Origin of the sequence: Neisseria gonorrhoeae (assembly GCF_013030075.1) — a bacterium.
GTDB lineage: Bacteria > Pseudomonadota > Gammaproteobacteria > Burkholderiales > Neisseriaceae > Neisseria > Neisseria gonorrhoeae.
This window is the reverse complement of the sequence record NZ_AP023069.1, coordinates 333,584-349,888: the sequence shown is the minus strand read 5'-3', so window position 1 is coordinate 349,888 and position 16,305 is coordinate 333,584. Positions and strand designations below refer to the sequence as shown.

14 protein-coding genes are annotated in these 16,305 nt (G+C 52.1%); 11 read left to right on the top strand and 3 right to left on the bottom strand.

Translation table 11 applies throughout. From position 1 onward, the window contains the following. Positions 1–41: 41 nt before the first annotated feature. Complete coding sequence (locus HT085_RS01785; protein ID WP_154236097.1) at positions 42–2,261, bottom strand: DNA internalization-related competence protein ComEC/Rec2; 2,220 nt, start codon at positions 2,259–2,261, stop codon at positions 42–44. Positions 2,262–2,292: 31 nt separating this feature from the next. On the opposite strand from HT085_RS01785, the gene HT085_RS01780 reads away from it, so the two are divergent. Next, positions 2,293–2,568 carry a hypothetical protein gene (locus tag HT085_RS01780; RefSeq protein WP_153707850.1) on the top strand — a complete coding sequence of 92 codons (276 nt, stop codon included), beginning with the start codon at positions 2,293–2,295 and terminating at the stop codon, positions 2,566–2,568. Positions 2,569–2,646: 78 nt separating this feature from the next. Then, positions 2,647–7,428 carry a S6 family peptidase gene (locus HT085_RS01775; protein WP_106274935.1) on the top strand — a complete coding sequence of 1,594 codons (4,782 nt, stop codon included), beginning with the start codon at positions 2,647–2,649 and terminating at the stop codon, positions 7,426–7,428. A 75-nt stretch (positions 7,429–7,503) separates the two neighbouring features. Here HT085_RS01775 and trpB read toward each other — a convergent pair whose 3' ends face one another. Both trpB and HT085_RS01765 read right to left on the bottom strand, forming a co-directional pair. Continuing rightward, positions 7,504–8,706 (bottom strand): tryptophan synthase subunit beta, encoded by a 1,203-nt coding sequence (gene trpB / locus HT085_RS01770; protein WP_003690751.1) that lies wholly within the window; start codon positions 8,704–8,706, stop codon positions 7,504–7,506. Between the two features lie 82 nt (positions 8,707–8,788). Further along, the gene (locus HT085_RS01765; protein WP_231592910.1) at positions 8,789–9,349 is read right to left on the bottom strand and encodes a uracil-DNA glycosylase family protein; all 561 of its coding nucleotides are present in this window, start codon (positions 9,347–9,349) and stop codon (positions 8,789–8,791) included. A 344-nt stretch (positions 9,350–9,693) separates the two neighbouring features. On the opposite strand from HT085_RS01765, the gene rsmA reads away from it, so the two are divergent. From rsmA to HT085_RS01720, 9 genes are all read left to right on the top strand, one after another. Continuing rightward, positions 9,694–10,473: a 16S rRNA (adenine(1518)-N(6)/adenine(1519)-N(6))-dimethyltransferase RsmA gene (rsmA, locus tag HT085_RS01760; protein ID WP_003690749.1), complete on the top strand. Its 780-nt coding sequence runs from the start codon at positions 9,694–9,696 to the stop codon at positions 10,471–10,473. A gap of 14 nt (positions 10,474–10,487) precedes the next feature. Then, entirely contained in the window at positions 10,488–11,057 is a 570-nt protein-coding gene (locus tag HT085_RS01755) for a nucleotidyltransferase family protein (protein WP_003687630.1), read from the top strand. Positions 11,058–11,168: 111 nt separating this feature from the next. Then, positions 11,169–11,624 carry a hypothetical protein gene (locus HT085_RS01750; RefSeq protein WP_003690747.1) on the top strand — a complete coding sequence of 152 codons (456 nt, stop codon included), beginning with the start codon at positions 11,169–11,171 and terminating at the stop codon, positions 11,622–11,624. 41 nt (positions 11,625–11,665) lie between these two features. Then, positions 11,666–12,394 (top strand): amino acid ABC transporter ATP-binding protein, encoded by a 729-nt coding sequence (locus tag HT085_RS01745; RefSeq protein WP_010357138.1) that lies wholly within the window; start codon positions 11,666–11,668, stop codon positions 12,392–12,394. A 72-nt stretch (positions 12,395–12,466) separates the two neighbouring features. After that, on the top strand, positions 12,467–12,826 hold the full coding sequence (locus HT085_RS01740) for a hypothetical protein (protein WP_003687624.1): 360 nt from the start codon (positions 12,467–12,469) through the stop codon (positions 12,824–12,826). A gap of 4 nt (positions 12,827–12,830) precedes the next feature. After that, the gene (locus HT085_RS01735) at positions 12,831–13,271 is read left to right on the top strand and encodes a protein YgfX (RefSeq protein WP_003687622.1); all 441 of its coding nucleotides are present in this window, start codon (positions 12,831–12,833) and stop codon (positions 13,269–13,271) included. A 30-nt stretch (positions 13,272–13,301) separates the two neighbouring features. Further along, positions 13,302–14,576, top strand: coding sequence for a bifunctional tetrahydrofolate synthase/dihydrofolate synthase (folC, locus tag HT085_RS01730; RefSeq protein ID WP_003687619.1), 1,275 nt, complete (start codon positions 13,302–13,304; stop codon positions 14,574–14,576). Positions 14,577–14,589: 13 nt separating this feature from the next. Further along, on the top strand, positions 14,590–15,630 hold the full coding sequence (ftsN, locus tag HT085_RS01725) for a cell division protein FtsN (RefSeq protein ID WP_003690743.1): 1,041 nt from the start codon (positions 14,590–14,592) through the stop codon (positions 15,628–15,630). Further along, positions 15,623–16,120 (top strand): CvpA family protein, encoded by a 498-nt coding sequence (locus HT085_RS01720; protein ID WP_003687616.1) that lies wholly within the window; start codon positions 15,623–15,625, stop codon positions 16,118–16,120. Before ftsN ends, HT085_RS01720 begins: the two co-directional genes overlap by 8 nt. The last annotated feature ends 185 nt before the right edge of the window (positions 16,121–16,305 follow it).

Below are 16,305 nucleotides of genomic sequence, written 5' to 3'. Positions count from 1 at the left end.
CTTTCAGACGGCATTTTCCGTTCCGGCACCAGCCTTCCCGTTCACTCAAACGGTTTTTTCTGCCAATAGAATTTATACACTCTCAAACGTTGAGCCTTTACGCCTCCGCGTCCCAAGCCGAATTGCAGCGCGCCCGACAAATCCGTCCGCAACAACTTGATGCCGTGTGCGCGGACACGGTTCTGCACCGCTTCGGTCGGATGCTTGTAGGCGTTGGCATAACCGCTTGAAGCAACGGCATATTCGGGCGAAACGGCATTGAGGAACACGCCCGACGAGGACGTATTGCTGCCGTGATGCCCCAACACCAACACCTGGCTGTACAGGTTTGAGCCGTATTTTTTAACCAACTCCGCCTCACCTTTCGTATCCAAATCTCCCGTTACCAGCAGTGCCGCACCGCCCGCCACAACACGCAAAACACAACTTTTCCCATTATCATCGATATTTTTGCGTTCAGACGGCCTCAAAAACTCGAAATCCACGCCGTCCCATTGCCAACGCTGTTCCGCACAATGCCGCGCCCCCTCATAAAATTCCGGCTGTCCGGCATAAATCCCGCCGTTCGGTATCTTGCCGACTGCCTGAAAGCCGCCGTCGTGGTCGCTGTCGTGATGCGACAGAACCAGCTTGTCCAAACGGCGGACACCCGCCGCATTCAAACTCGGCACGATACCCGTTTGTGCCGCCGCTACCGTTCCCGTATCGAAAAGCAGATGGCGGTTTGCCGTCCGCACAAGCACCGACAAGCCCTGCCCCGCATCCCAAACCGTAACCGCAGCTTCGTTTTCAGGTACTGCTTCAGGACGGTAGGATACAAACCCTGCCAACAGCAACACCGCCCACGGACGCAAACCCAAGCCGCGCGGCAGCAGCAACAGCAAAGCGGCACACACCGCCAACACCAGCAGCGGCAAAGGTGCGGCGGCAACGGCAAACTCAGGCGACACATCGGCAAGCCACACCAAAAACCGCAAAGTGTATTCCGCCAAAAATGCCCCCGCCTGCTGAAGCGGCGCAAACGGCACGACCGAACCCAGCAACGCCAGCGGGGTCAACACCCAAGAAAACCACGGTATCGACACCGCATTGACCAAAGGGCTGACCAAAGGCAGCGAGGCAAACAGATAACCGAGCAAAACCAGAGACAACACCGAAGCCGCCCACTGCCCGCGCACGGCGGTTTGCCGTTTCCCCTCGTACAAACGCCCTGCACACGCCCATATCAGGGCCGCCACCAAACCGAAAGACAGCCAAGTACCGACACCCAAAACCGCCAAAGGGTCGAACAGCAGCACCGCCGCCAACGCCTGCCACCACGTCGCCCACGCCGACAGTCTTCCCCTGCGCCACGCCCACGCGAACGCCGCCAACATCAAAACACTGCGCTGCGTCGGCACGGAAAAACCGGCAAGCAGCGCGTAAAACAGCGCGCCCGCACACCCCGCCGCCAAAACCCACGCGCGCGGCCGGGCGGGAAGGCGCGGGGAACAGGCAAGCAGCCGCTTCGCCAGCCACGCAAACAGCACCGCCACCATCGTAACGTGCAAACCCGAGATACTGACCAAATGCGTCAGCCCCAACGGCCGGAACGCCTGCCACAATCCGGGGCGCAATGCCGACTGTTCGCCCACGCTCAACGCGCGCATCAGCCCGATGCCGTCTGAAAGCCCGCCGTCCGCATCCGCCTGCCGCCAATTGCGGCTGATGCGGCTGCGCCAAACCGCAATCCCCCAACCGCTTCCGCCATGCAGCAAAACCCTGTCCGCACCGACCGTCCCCACGCCGCCTACCCCGTTGGATAATGCCCACGCCTCACGGTTCAAACCGCGCAGGTTCAACTCCCCGACGACGGGGTGCACGCGTGCCGTTATCCGCCATCTGCTCCCGACCGCCCATTCGCGCCGTTTGTAGTCCGACAGCAGCAAATCAAACGTCCGACCGCCGCTGTCCACAGCCTTTGCCGCAAACTGCACGCGCCGCCCGTCCGACCTCGGCATATCCGTCACTTCCACCGTCAAAGGCACGCCTGAAACCGCCTCCGCCCGCCATTGCGAAGACAGTGCCGCTTCCGTTCTGAATACGCCGTAAGCCGCGCCCGCCAACACGCACAGCATCAGACCGGCAAACGCAAAACGCCTTGCAAGCACAGCCAAAACCGCAAAAGCCGCCAACCAAAACGGCCAATGCGGTACAACCGACAGTGCGAACGAAACTGCCACGCCGACAACCCAACACGGCAAAAACCAACGACGGAACACGTCTCCCCACTCCCGATATAAAAAACAAACGATGATAAAGCAAAGCCATAAAACCGTCATAACAAGATTTGAAAATGATAAGAATGCAAACGAAAAGCCTCAGTATTATCCGAGACAACGGCAAACTTTCCATCGTCATTCCCGCAAAAGCGGGAATCCAAAGACAAAAAGCCGCAGAAATTTATCGGAAAGAACCGAACCACAAAAACCGGCTTCCCACCTTCGCTTGAATAACAGAACAAAGAAAGCGGAAATAAAAACATCAGGATTCTTTTTTAAATTGGCAATAAAACACCAAAATGAATGAGTTACACAAAAAAATACTCAACACCACCCAACCGGCGTAAAATGCAAAACATTATCGCTATTAAAACGGTAAAACCTTATGAAAGCCAAACGTTTTAAAATTAACGCCATATCCTTATCCATCTTTCTTGCCTATGCCCTTACGCCATACTCAGAAGCGGCATTGGTGAGAGACGATGTCGATTATCAAATATTCCGTGACTTTGCAGAAAACAAAGGCAAATTTTTTGTCGGCGCAACCGATTTATCAGTGAAAAACAAACGAGGTCAAAACATCGGCAACGCATTATCCAACGTACCGATGATTGATTTTAGCGTTGCAGATGTCAACAAACGCATAGCAACGGTAGTCGATCCCCAATATGCCGTCAGCGTCAAACACGCCAAAGCAGAAGTCCATACTTTTTATTACGGCCAATACAACGGTCATAATGATGTAGCCGACAAAGAAAATGAATACCGCGTTGTCGAACAAAATAACTATGAACCCCATAAAGCTTGGGGTGCGAGCAATTTAGGCCGCCTCGAAGATTATAATATGGCGCGTTTTAATAAGTTTGTAACCGAAGTGGCACCGATTGCACCAACTGATGCCGGCGGCGGATTGGATACCTACAAAGATAAAAACCGTTTTTCCTCTTTTGTCAGAATCGGTGCGGGCAGGCAATTAGTTTATGAAAAAGGGGTTTATCATCAAGAAGGAAATGAAAAAGGCTACGATTTGCGCGATCTTTCACAAGCCTATCGTTATGCCATTGCAGGTACGCCTTATAAAGATATTAATATTGACCAAACAATGAATACCGAAGGTTTGATCGGCTTTGGTAATCATAATAAACAGTATTCGGCAGAAGAACTTAAACAAGCACTTTCGCAAGATGCGTTAACAAATTACGGCGTGTTGGGCGATAGCGGCTCTCCGTTATTTGCTTTTGACAAACAAAAAAATCAATGGGTCTTTTTGGGAACTTACGATTATTGGGCAGGTTACGGAAAAAAATCATGGCAAGAATGGAATATCTATAAAAAAGAATTTGCAGATAAAATCAAACAACACGATAACGCCGGCACCGTCAAAGGTAATGGAGAACATCATTGGAAAACCACGGGTACAAACAGCCATATCGGTTCGACAGCGGTAAGGCTTGCCAACAATGAAGGAGATGCGAACAACGGACAAAATGTTACCTTTGAAGACAACGGCACTTTGGTATTGGATCAAAACATCAACCAAGGCGCGGGCGGCCTGTTTTTCAAAGGCGATTACACAGTCAAAGGTGCAAATAATGACATCACTTGGTTAGGTGCGGGGATTGATGTTGCCGACGGCAAAAAAGTCGTTTGGCAAGTCAAAAATCCGAATGGCGACAGATTGGCAAAAATCGGCAAAGGCACTTTGGAAATAAACGGCACAGGCGTTAACCAAGGGCAATTAAAGGTCGGCGACGGTACGGTTATTCTGAATCAAAAAGCCGATGCCGACAAAAAAGTTCAGGCTTTCTCCCAAGTCGGCATTGTCAGCGGACGCGGTACATTGGTATTAAATAGTTCAAATCAGATTAATCCCGATAACCTATATTTCGGTTTCCGTGGCGGTCGTTTGGATGCCAATGGCAATGACTTGACTTTTGAACACATCCGCAACGTGGATGAAGGCGCGCGCATTGTCAACCACAACACAGACCACGCCTCCACAATCACACTAACGGGTAAATCTTTAATTACCAATCCGAACAGCCTTTCGGTACATAGCATACAAAATGACTATGATGAAGATGATTATAGTTATTATTACCGACCAAGGCGACCCATCCCACAAGGCAAAGATCTTTATTACAAAAACTATCGTTATTACGCCCTAAAATCCGGCGGCAACGTGAACGCACCGATGCCCGAGAACGGTGTAGCAGAAAATAACGACTGGGTCTTTATGGGATATACGCAAGAAGAAGCCAAGAAAAACGCGATGAACCACAAAAACAATCAGCGTATTAGCGGTTTTAGCGGTTTCTTTGGCGAAGAAAACGAAAAAGGACATAACGGGGCATTAAACCTTAATTTCAATGGCAAAAGCGCGCAAAACCGTTTCTTGTTAACAGGCGGCGCGAATTTAAACGGAAAAATAAGCGTAACTCAAGGCAATGTCTTGTTATCAGGTCGTCCAACACCACACGCAAGAGATTTTGTGAACAAATCTTCAGCCCGAAAAGACGCACATTTCTCCAAAAACAATGAAGTCGTATTTGAAGACGACTGGATAAACCGCACATTCAAAGCCGCAGAAATTGCGGTTAACCAATCCGCATCATTCTCTTCCGGAAGAAATGTATCCGACATCACCGCCAACATCACCGCAACAGACAACGCCAAAGTAAATTTGGGTTACAAAAACGGCGATGAGGTTTGCGTGCGCTCGGACTATACCGGTTACGTTACCTGCAACACAGGCAACTTATCCGATAAGGCTTTAAACAGCTTTGATGCGACACGGATTAACGGCAATGTGAATTTGAGTCAGAATGCGGCATTGGTCTTGGGCAAGGCTGCATTATGGGGGCAAATTCAAGGGCAAGGAAACAGCCGTGTCAGCCTAAACCAACATAGCAAATGGCATTTGACCGGCGACAGCCAAGTACACAATCTGTCATTGGCGGATAGCCATATTCATTTGAACAACGCTTCCGATGCGCAAAGTGCAAATAAATACCACACGATCAAAATCAATCATTTATCCGGTAACGGGCATTTTCATTATCTGACGGACTTGGCGAAAAATCTTGGGGATAAAGTGCTTGTGAAGGAATCCGCATCCGGCCATTATCAGCTCCATGTTCAAAATAAAACAGGCGAACCTAATCAGGAAGGGCTGGATCTCTTTGATGCATCATCCGTACAAGACCGCTCCCGCCTTTTTGTTTCCTTGGCAAATCATTACGTCGATTTAGGCGCATTGCGTTATACAATCAAAACAGAAAACGGTATTACCCGGTTGTACAATCCTTATGCCGGGAACCGCCGCCCAGTCAAGCCGGCCCCGTCTCCTGCCGCAAACACGGCTTCTCAAGCACAAAAGGCAACACAAACGGACGGTGCACAAATTGCCAAACCTCAAGATATTGTCGTCGCACCGCCCAGCCCGCAGGCAAATCAAGCCGAAGAAGCAAAACGCCAACAAGCAAAAGCGGAGCAAGTGAAGCGTCAGCAAGCAGAAGCAGGGCGTAAATCGGCAGAGTTGTCGGCAAAACAAAGGGCCGGGGAAGAGGAACGCCGTCAAACAGCCCAATCCCAGCCGCAACGCCGCAAACGCCGTGCCGCACCGCAGGATTATATGGCAGTTTCCCAAGACCGTCCGAAACGCCGCGGACACCGTTCGGTACAGCAAAACAATGTGGAAATTGCCCAAGCCCAAGCAGAACTTGCGCGCCGACAGCAGGAAGAACGCAAAGCGGCAGAGTTGTTGGCAAAACAAAGGGCAGAAGCCGAACGTGAGGCTCAAGCATTGGCTGCGCGCCGAAAAGCCGAAGCCGAAGAGGCAAAACACCAAGCTGCCGAACTTGCACATCGCCAGGAAGCAAAACGCAAAGCGGCAGAATCCGCGAAACGAAAAGCTGAGGAAGAAGAGCACCGTCAAACAGCCCAATCCCAGCCGCAACGCCGCAAACGCCGTGCCGCACCGCAGGATTATATGGCAGTTTCCCAAGACCGTCCGAAACGTCGCGGACGCAGATCTACTCTGCCGGCACCGCCCTCGCCATCATTTGATTCATCAGCTTACGCAGCACCCAGGGCCTTGCATAATCCGGACTGGTATGAAAATGATTATGAAGAAATCCCCTTGGATGCGTTGGAAGATGAAGATGTATCCGAATCGGTTGACACATCAGACAAACAGCCTCAAGACAATACGGAACTTCATGAAAAAGTTGAGGCAGTGAGTTTGCAACCAAGAGCCGCGCAGCCGCGAACCCAAGCCGCCGCGCAAGCCGATGCAGTCAGCACCAATACTAACTCGGCTTTATCTGACACAATGGCAAGCACGCAATCTATCTTGTTGGATACAGGTGCTTCATTAACACGGCACATTGCACAAAAATCACGCGCTGATGCCGAAAAAAACAGTGTTTGGATGTCAAACACCGGTTATGGCCGTGATTATGCTTCCGCACAATATCGCCGGTTTAGTTCGAAACGCACGCAAACACAAATCGGCATTGACCGCAGCTTGTCCGAAAATATGCAGATAGGCGGAGTATTGACTTACTCTGACAGTCAGCATACTTTTGATCAGGCGGGCGGCAAAAATACTTTTGTGCAAGCCAACCTTTATGGTAAGTATTATTTAAATGATGCTTGGTATGTGGCCGGCGATATTGGTGCGGGCAGCTTGAGAAGCCGGTTACAAACGCAGCAAAAAGCAAACTTTAACCGAACAAGCATCCAAACCGGCCTTACTTTGGGCAATACGCTGAAAATCAATCAATTCGAGATTGTCCCTAGTGCGGGTATCCGTTACAGCCGCCTGTCATCTGCAGATTACAAGTTGGGTGACGACAGTGTTAAAGTAAGTTCTATGGCAGTGAAAACACTAACGGCCGGACTGGATTTTGCTTATCGGTTTAAAGTCGGCAACCTTACCGTAAAACCCTTGTTATCTGCAGCTTACTTTGCCAATTATGGCAAAGGCGGCGTGAATGTGGGCGGTAAATCCTTCGCCTATAAAGCAGATAATCAACAGCAATATTCAGCAGGCGCCGCGTTACTGTACCGTAATGTTACATTAAACGTAAATGGCAGTATTACAAAAGGCAAACAATTGGAAAAACAAAAATCCGGACAAATTAAAATACAGATTCGTTTCTAAAATACCAAATTCATAGCAAAATAAAATGCCGTCTGAACTCAAGCTTCGGACGGCATTTTTATCAGACTAACAAAGCTACAGCTCAATGCCTTTGAGTTTCGCCACGGTATTGATGTCTTTGTCGCCGCGACCCGACAGGTTGACCAAAATCACTTGGTCTTTACCCATTTTCGGCGCGTTTTTCACCGCCCAAGCAACGGCGTGGCTGGATTCGAGCGCGGGGATGATGCCCTCGAATCGGCAGAGCAAGTCAAAGGCTTCGAGTGCTTCGTCATCTTTGGCAACGGTGTATTCGACGCGCTTGATGTCGTGCAGATGGCTGTGTTCCGGGCCGATGCCGGGGTAATCCAAGCCTGCGGAAACAGAGTGCGTCCCCAAGACTTGGCCGTTTTCGTCCTGCATCAGATAGCTGCGGAAGCCGTGCAGTACGCCAATCGGTGCGCCCGAAGTAATCGGCGCGGCGTGGTCAGGCGTATCCACGCCCAAACCGCCTGCTTCTACGCCGACCAAACGTACGTTTTCTTCTTCGATATAGGGATAGAACAAACCGATGGCGTTCGAGCCGCCGCCGACGCAGGCAACGGCGACGTCGGGCTGTCTGCCGATAGCTTCCTGCATCTGCGCTTTGGCTTCGTTGCCGATGACGCATTGGAAATCACGCACCATTTCGGGATACGGCGCGGGGCCGGCGGCGGTGCCGATGATGTAGAACGTATCGTCCACTCGGGCGACCCATTCGCGCATCGCTTCGTTCATCGCGTCTTTCAAAGTACGGCTGCCACTGTCAACGCCGATGACATTCGCACCAAGCAGCTTCATACGGAACACATTCGGCATTTGGCGTTGAATATCGTCCGCACCCATGTACACGTCGCAAGTCATGCCGAAACGTGCGGCGACGGTGGCAGAAGCCACGCCGTGCTGACCCGCGCCGGTTTCGGCGATGACGCGTTTTTTGCCCATACGGCGGGCAAGCAATGCCTGACCGATGGTGTTGTTGACCTTGTGCGCGCCGGTGTGGTTCAAGTCTTCGCGCTTCAACCAGATTTGCGCGCCGCCCAAATGCTCGGACAACCGCGCGGCGTGGTAAACGGGGCTGGGCCTGCCGACATAATGTTTCAAATCGCGGCGGAACTCCGCCCAAAATTCAGGATCGTTTTTCGCTTCGTTGTAGGCCTGTTCCAGCTCTTTCAAAGCGGGAATCAGGGTTTCGGAAACATAAAGCCCGCCGTGTTCGCCGAAAAAGCCCTTTTCGTCGGGCGCGTGGTAGTTCTTCATCGGATTCTTCCTTATGCTTCAGGTTTTCAGACGGCATTTCCGTTTTTTCAAACATGCCGTCTGAACGGGAAATTGTCGGCAATTATAACTGCTTTTCACACAAGCCCGCCATTTCGAAAAACGCCCGATACGCCGCTGCCTTTTTCGCCAAACTCAAAGGATAGGCGCGCGAAGTCGAAGGCAGGCGCGTCAGTGTCAAATCCCGTCCGGCAAACGGAAACGGCACGGTTTCGCCCGTTTTCGGCATTTTGATGCCGCCGCCCTGAATATCGAGCAGGATTTCCGTCGCCTTGCCGCCTGTCGTACAAATATGGCGGCAGTCTGGTATTTTCGCCAACACCGCCGCCAAATCGACGGTTTCAACTACCTTTAAAAACTTGTCGGACGCATTGCCGTGTTCCCTTGCCGCCTTCAACACGGTCGGACAGGACGCAATCCCCCGTTCGTGCAAAAACGCCTTGATTTTCTCCGCGTCAAACGCTTTTTCAGAGTGCGCAGCCTCCCCGTGGGACGGCATCCGGAAATGCGCCGCATCGTTAAAAAACACCAGCCCGTAAACGCGCCACATATCGTTTTGGAAATTCGGATAATGAAACTGCATCGCGCGTTTGTCTTCCTTGGGCGGAAACGTCCCCATCATCATGACCGCAGCCTTCGGCGGCAACACGGGATCGAAGGGATGGGTTTCGATTTCAAGCAGATTTTCAGACACGTTCAATCCTCCAACAGGCAAAGCGGCAGACAGCCGGTTTGCACCAAACCGCCAAACACGGCAAGCCTTCAAACAGCATTATCACGCCCTGCCGTTTTCGGTTACAATGCCGACATCAAACGGATACTGTAAACACATTTATGTTCCAACACACAGGACGACACATAAAGCACCGCCCTATGTGTCGTCCTGATTTGGAAGGGGTTACGCCCCGCCCAAACAGAGTCTGATCCTGCCGCCCTAAAGGGCGGGGTTTCAACCGAAGAGGAAACACGATGAAAGAACACAAAGCCCGCAAGCGTTTCGGGCAGAATTTTTTGCAGGACACGCGGATTATCGGCGATATTGTCAACGCCGTGCGCCCGCAGGCGGATGATGTCGTGATTGAAATCGGCCCGGGTTTGGCGGCAATTACCGAACCTTTGGCGAAAAAGCTGAACCGCCTGCACGTTGTCGAAATCGACCGCGACATCGTATGCCGTCTGAAAACGCTGCCGTTTGCGGATAAACTGGTGATTCACGAAGGCGACGTGTTGCAGTTTGATTTCAACGGCATCTCAGGCAAAAAGAAAATCGTCGGCAACCTGCCGTATAACATCTCCACGCCGCTTTTGTTCAAACTGGCGGAGGTGGCGGACGATGTCGCCGATATGCACTTTATGTTGCAAAAAGAAGTGGTCGAGCGCATGGTTGCCGCGCCGAAAAGCAACGACTACGGTCGCTTGGGTGTGATGCTGCAATATTTCTTCGATATGGAGCTGCTGATTGACGTGCCGCCCGAATCGTTCGATCCCGCGCCGAAAATCGATTCCGCAGTGGTGCGCATGATTCCGGTGAAACACCGTATCGGCAAGGCGGACGATTTCGAGCATTTCGCCAAACTGGTGAAACTCGCCTTCCGCCAACGCCGCAAAACCATACGCAACAATCTGAAAGAGCTTGCCGACGACGATGATTTGCAGGCAGTCGGCATCAGTCCGCAAGACCGTGCCGAACACATCGCGCCGGAGAAATATGTGGCGTTGAGCAATTATCTGGCGGACAAGGCCGTCTGAAAAGGGACGCGGCGATGGAAAGCAACCTGCAGAAAACCGAGCGTTTGATCCGCGAAATCAACCGCCTGCACGCACAATATTCGCAGGATTATTTTGAAACCGGCAAAGTGCGGAAAATCAATTTGAGCCACACGCTCAAAAACGTTCCGACCGAACATATTTTGTCTTACCGCCTTAATTTGCACGAAGCAGTTAACGATTATTTAGCCTTTGCCGATACGCGCGGCATAGACTTTTTCTACCGCGTGAAAACCGCAGAAAGCATACATGATAAAATCAACCGCTATCTGGCACGCGGCACCCAATATCCGACCAACAACATCCTGAACGATATTTTCGGCGCGCGGCTGATTTGGCCGTCTGAAACAGTCGCCGGGATTTTAGAAAAACTTGACGGCTGGAAAACAGAATACGGCTTGAAAAACTGGTATTTGCGCGATGCCGGCGGCTATATCGGCATACACATTTATTTCAAAAACAGCAGCAATTTCTACTATCCGTGGGAATTGCAGGTTTGGGATGAAAAAGATGCCAAAGCCAATATTGAAAACCATATGGCGTACAAACGGAATTTCGTGCGTTGAATTGCCGGCAAGCCGCCTTGAAACCGTTTATAACTGTTTACTAAGAGAATAAACCATAAAATACACAAACGTATTCCTGACTTTTCCTTTAACCGCCCGAGTGAACAAACTATGAAATACACAGCCGCACTCCTGACTTTTCTTTTAACTGCCTGCATGAACCCGAACGATGCGTTTTTCCAAAACCGGCGTTATCAAATGCCGGAGGCGCAATTGAACGGTTCAAACGCCGTTTTCCATTACGGTTATTCCCAAAATCCCGATCATGATTTATTGGTCGACCAAGTCCGCGTGCCGGACGCGTACAGGGCTTCATTTGCGCGGGATTGGATAGCGAAGGAGCAAGGTTACCGCAAAAACGACTGCGTACTGGAAAAAGCGGAAAGCGGGGGTGTGACGTACTACACCTGCGATGCGGAAAAAGGATTCAACGGCACACGTTTCGTCATCTATGTCGTGAATATGAAAAACGACAAAGGCTACGTCAAAGTTTACCGGGGCATGAATAAGCCGAATCAGGAAGAGTTAACCAAATTGGTTGCCGATTTGAATAAGTTTTACCCTTAATCAGCCAGACGGATTCAGACTGCCCGAAAAGAATGGACACTATGATCAAATTCAAAAACGTACACAAACATTTCAAAGACCTGCACGTCATCAACGGCGTAAACTTGGAAATCAAAAAAGGCGAAGTGGTCGTCGTCTGCGGGCCTTCGGGCAGCGGCAAATCCACACTCATCCGCACCGTCAACCAGCTTGAAAGCATCGAAAGCGGCGAGATTTGGGTGGACGGCGTCAACGTTGCCGACCCCAAAACCGATTTGAACAAAATCCGCGAAGAAGTCGGCTTTGTGTTTCAAAGTTTCAACCTCTACCCGCACCTGACCGTGTTGGACAACATCACCCTCGCACCGATGAAGGTTAAGGGGCAAAATGCGGAACAGGCGGAGAAAAAGGCAATGGAGCTTTTGGAACGCGTCGGACTGGCACACAAAAAAGACGCCTTCCCTTCCCAACTTTCCGGCGGCCAGCAGCAACGCGTGGCGATTGCGCGCGGGCTGGCGATGGAGCCGCGCGTGATGCTGTTTGACGAGCCGACTTCCGCACTCGACCCCGAAATGGTCGGCGAAGTGTTGAAAGTGATGAAAGACTTGGCGGAAAGCGGCATGACGATGATGTGCGTAACCCACGAAATGGGGTTTGCCCGCGAAGTTGCCGACCGCGTGATTTTCGTCGATAAAGGGCAAATCCTTGAAGACGAAACGCCGGAAGCGTTTTTCACCAACCCGAAACACGAACGCGCCAAGCAGTTCCTGCAACAAGTCATGACCCATTGATGCTATGCCGTCTGAAAACCGAACGTTCAGACGGCATAGCCCGACACCGCAAGATGATTGAGAAAGCACACCATGTATTTTGTTGACCGCACCGCCGCCGTCCTCAAGCCGACCGCGCGCTTTTTGGAATGGCTCAAAAGCACCGACGAAAATATGCCCGACCTGACCATAGAACAGCTTCGCGCCGACTGTTCCGTCTTCCTCGTTCCGCAGTTCGACGAACCGGAAGCCGTCGTTTCCTACTTCGACGAACGCTACCGGCAGATTTTTGAGGCGGAGCTGGCAGGTTGGGACATCGACAAGGACAAATGGCCGCAAGATATGGGGCTGAAGGCGTTTTGGGAATTTTTCGACATTGAAATCCACGATATGGTTTTGGATATGGAAGAAGCGGATTTGAACATCACGCCCGTGTTCGACAATATGATGTAACGCCATGCGCGCCTTTCAGACGGCATTGAGGCCGTCCCGCATCCTGAACATCCTGACCGTATCACTCCACTCGGCTTCCATTGCCGTCTGCCTGACTTGGTTTTACGGCCGGATGATGTGGTTCGGTTTGGCGGCTTTGGCGGCAAGTTACGCATACTCGCTCAGGATAACGAATCTGAAACACCGCCATGCCATAACCGCCATTACCATAGACCGCGACGGACGGGCGGAAATCGTATCCGGCAAAGACAAAACAGCGGCAACACTTGCGGGCAGCAGTATGGTTACGCCTTATGCCTTATTCTTACAATGGGACACAGGCGGCAAAACCGTCCGCCAATGCATCATGCCCGACATGACGGACAAAGAATCCTACCGGCGGCTGAAAGTCTGGGTGCTTTGGCGGCAGCCGAAAAAAACCGCCGAAACCGATACATCAGACTGATTTCAGACGGCATTTGAAAACGAAACACTCATGAAAACATTACAAGACTGGCTCTCGCATTTGGAAACCGCCCACAGCGGCGGTTTGATCGACATGGGTTTGGAGCGCGTAAGCGAAGTAAAAAAGCGCATGAACCTGACACCGCAATGCCCCGTCGTCGTCGTCGCGGGAACAAACGGCAAAGGTTCGGTCTGCGCCTACCTGACACAGATTTACAAACAGGCAGGCTTCAAAACCGGCACGCTGACCAGCCCGCATTTATTGCATTACAACGAACGCATCGCCATCAACGCCGAACCCGTTTCGGACGATACGATTATTGCCTCTTTCGAGCGCATCGAAGCCGCGCGCGGCGAAATATCGCTGACTTATTTTGAATTCAATGCCTTGGCGGCTGTCGACATTTTCATACGCGAACAAGTGGATGTAATGATATTGGAAGTCGGCTTGGGCGGACGTTTGGACGCGGTCAACGCGTTTGACGGCGATTGCGCGGTGGTTACTAGTGTGGATTTGGACCATCAGGCATTTTTGGGCGATACGGTCGAACAGGTCGGCTTTGAAAAGGCAGGCGTGTTCCGCAGCGGCAAACCCGCCATCTGCGGTCAAAACCCCGCGCCCGCATCATTGGTCGCACACGCCGAAGCCATAGGCGCGAAACTGCTGATGGTACAGCGCGATTTCGAGTTTCACGCGATGGAAAACATCCAATGGAACTACCGCTTCCGGCCGCAGCATTCAGACGGTCCCGCACGCAACCGCAATGCCCTGCCCTTCCCCGCATTGCGCGGCGCATACCAGCTTTCTAACGCCGCCTGCGCGTTGACCGTATTGGAATGCCTCGACGACAGACTGCCGGTGGACATTGGTGCAATCAAACGCGGGCTGCTGCTGGTTGAAAATCCCGGACGCTTCCAAGTCCTGCCCGGCCGGCCGCTGACCGTATTGGATGTCGGACACAACCCCCACGCCGCCCGCGCCCTGCGCCGCAACCTAATCAACCTTGCCTACGCGCAAAAGCGCACCGCCGTGTTCAGTATGCTGTCCGACAAAGACATAGACGGCGTGTCGGAAACCGTTAAAGACCAGTTTGACGAGTGGTATATCGCGCCTTTGGACGTGCCGCGCGGTATGACGGCGGATGCACTGAAAGCCAAATTGGAACAACACCACATCGAAAACATACAGACATTCGCCGCCGTCCGCGACGCGTACCGGGCGGCAGCCTCAAAAGCGGGCGAAGACGACAGAATCGTCGTATTCGGCTCATTTCATACCGTCGCCGACGTAATGTCGGTACTGTGAAAAGGAAACTTCTATGTCCGAAAACAAACAAAACGAAGTCCTGACCGGTTACGAACAGCTGAAACGGCGCAACCGCCGCCGCCTCGTAACGGCAAGCTCCCTGGTTGCCGCCTCCTGCATCCTGCTGGCAGCCGCACTCAGTTCCGATCCTGCCGACAGCAATCCCGCACCGCAGGCCGGCGAAACCGGCGCAACGGAAAGCCAAACGGCAAACACGGCACAAACCCCTGCCTTGAAATCCGCCGCCGAAAACGGGGAAACCGCCGCCGACAAACCGCAGGACTTGGCAGGCGAAGACAAGCCTTCTGCCGCCGACAGCGAAATCAGCGAGCCTGAAAACGTAGGCGCGCCGCTGGTGCTGATTAACGACCGGCTCGAAGACAGCAACATCAAAGGTTTGGAAGAATCCGAGAAACTGCAACAGGCAGAAACCGCCAAAACCGAACCGAAGCAGGCAAAACAACGCGCTGCCGAAAAAGTGTCGGCAACTGCCGACAGTACGGATACGGTAGCGGTTGAAAAACCGAAACGCACTGCCGAACCCAAACCGCAAAAAGCGGAACGCACTGCCGAAGCCAAGCCCAAAGCCAAAGAAACCAAAACCGCCGAAAAAGTTGCCGACAAACCGAAAACTGCTGCCGAAAAAACCAAACCGGATACGGCAAAATCCGACAGCGCGGTAAAAGAAGCGAAAAAAGCCGACAAGGCTGAAGGCAAAAAGACAGCCGAAAAAGACCGTTCGGACGGCAAAAAACACGAAACGGCGCAAAAAACCGACAAAGCGGACAAAACCAAAACCGCCGAGAAGGAAAAATCCGGCAAGGCGGGCAAAAAAGCCGCCATTCAGGCAGGTTATGCCGAAAAAGAACGCGCCTTGAGCCTCCAGCGCAAAATGAAGGCGGCGGGTATCGATTCGACCATCACCGAAATCATGACCGACAACGGCAAAGTTTACCGCGTCAAATCAAGCAACTATAAAAACGCAAGGGATGCCGAACGCGATTTGAACAAACTGCGCGTGCACGGCATCGCCGGCCAGGTAACGAATGAATAGCCTCCCCATTGCCGACCTCCTCGCCTCCGCCGTCATCGCCGCCTGCATCGTCATTTCCACGATGCGCGGCGTGATTGCGGAAGCAGGTTCGATGGTGGCATGGGTGGTTTCCTTCTTTTTTGCCAAACTCTTTGCCGCACCCTTCGCCGACCTCGCCTTTGCCTCGTTCCAACCCCGCCTGTTTGCATTGGCTCTGTCATTCATTTCCCTGTTCGTCATTGCCTGTCTGATCCAGAAAATGCTCCGTTCGCTGCTGACCGGCGCAGTTTCGGCGGTCGGTCTGGGCTTTGCCAACCGCATTTTGGGCGGTGTATTCGGTGCATTGAAAGGCGTTTTGATTGTTACCCTGCTGATCATGCTTGCTTCAAAAACCGACCTGCCCGATACCGAAGAATGGCAACAGTCCTATACCGTACCGTTTTTCGTATCGCTTTCCGAAGCGGTGTTAAACCATACGGACAACGCACCCGAATCCCTCGACGACGACTAATCCGCATACGTGGCGTTTCAGACAGCATACCTGATTTATGCCGTCCGAAACGCCTTTTCTTTCCTTGACACACCCCGACAGACAAAGCGCACCTGCCTGACTTTACACAAATATTGTCAACAATTCGGGCAAAAAGCCGCCGTTTGCTTTATAATTCCGTTTCACCCTTAAACCTCGAATCGGAG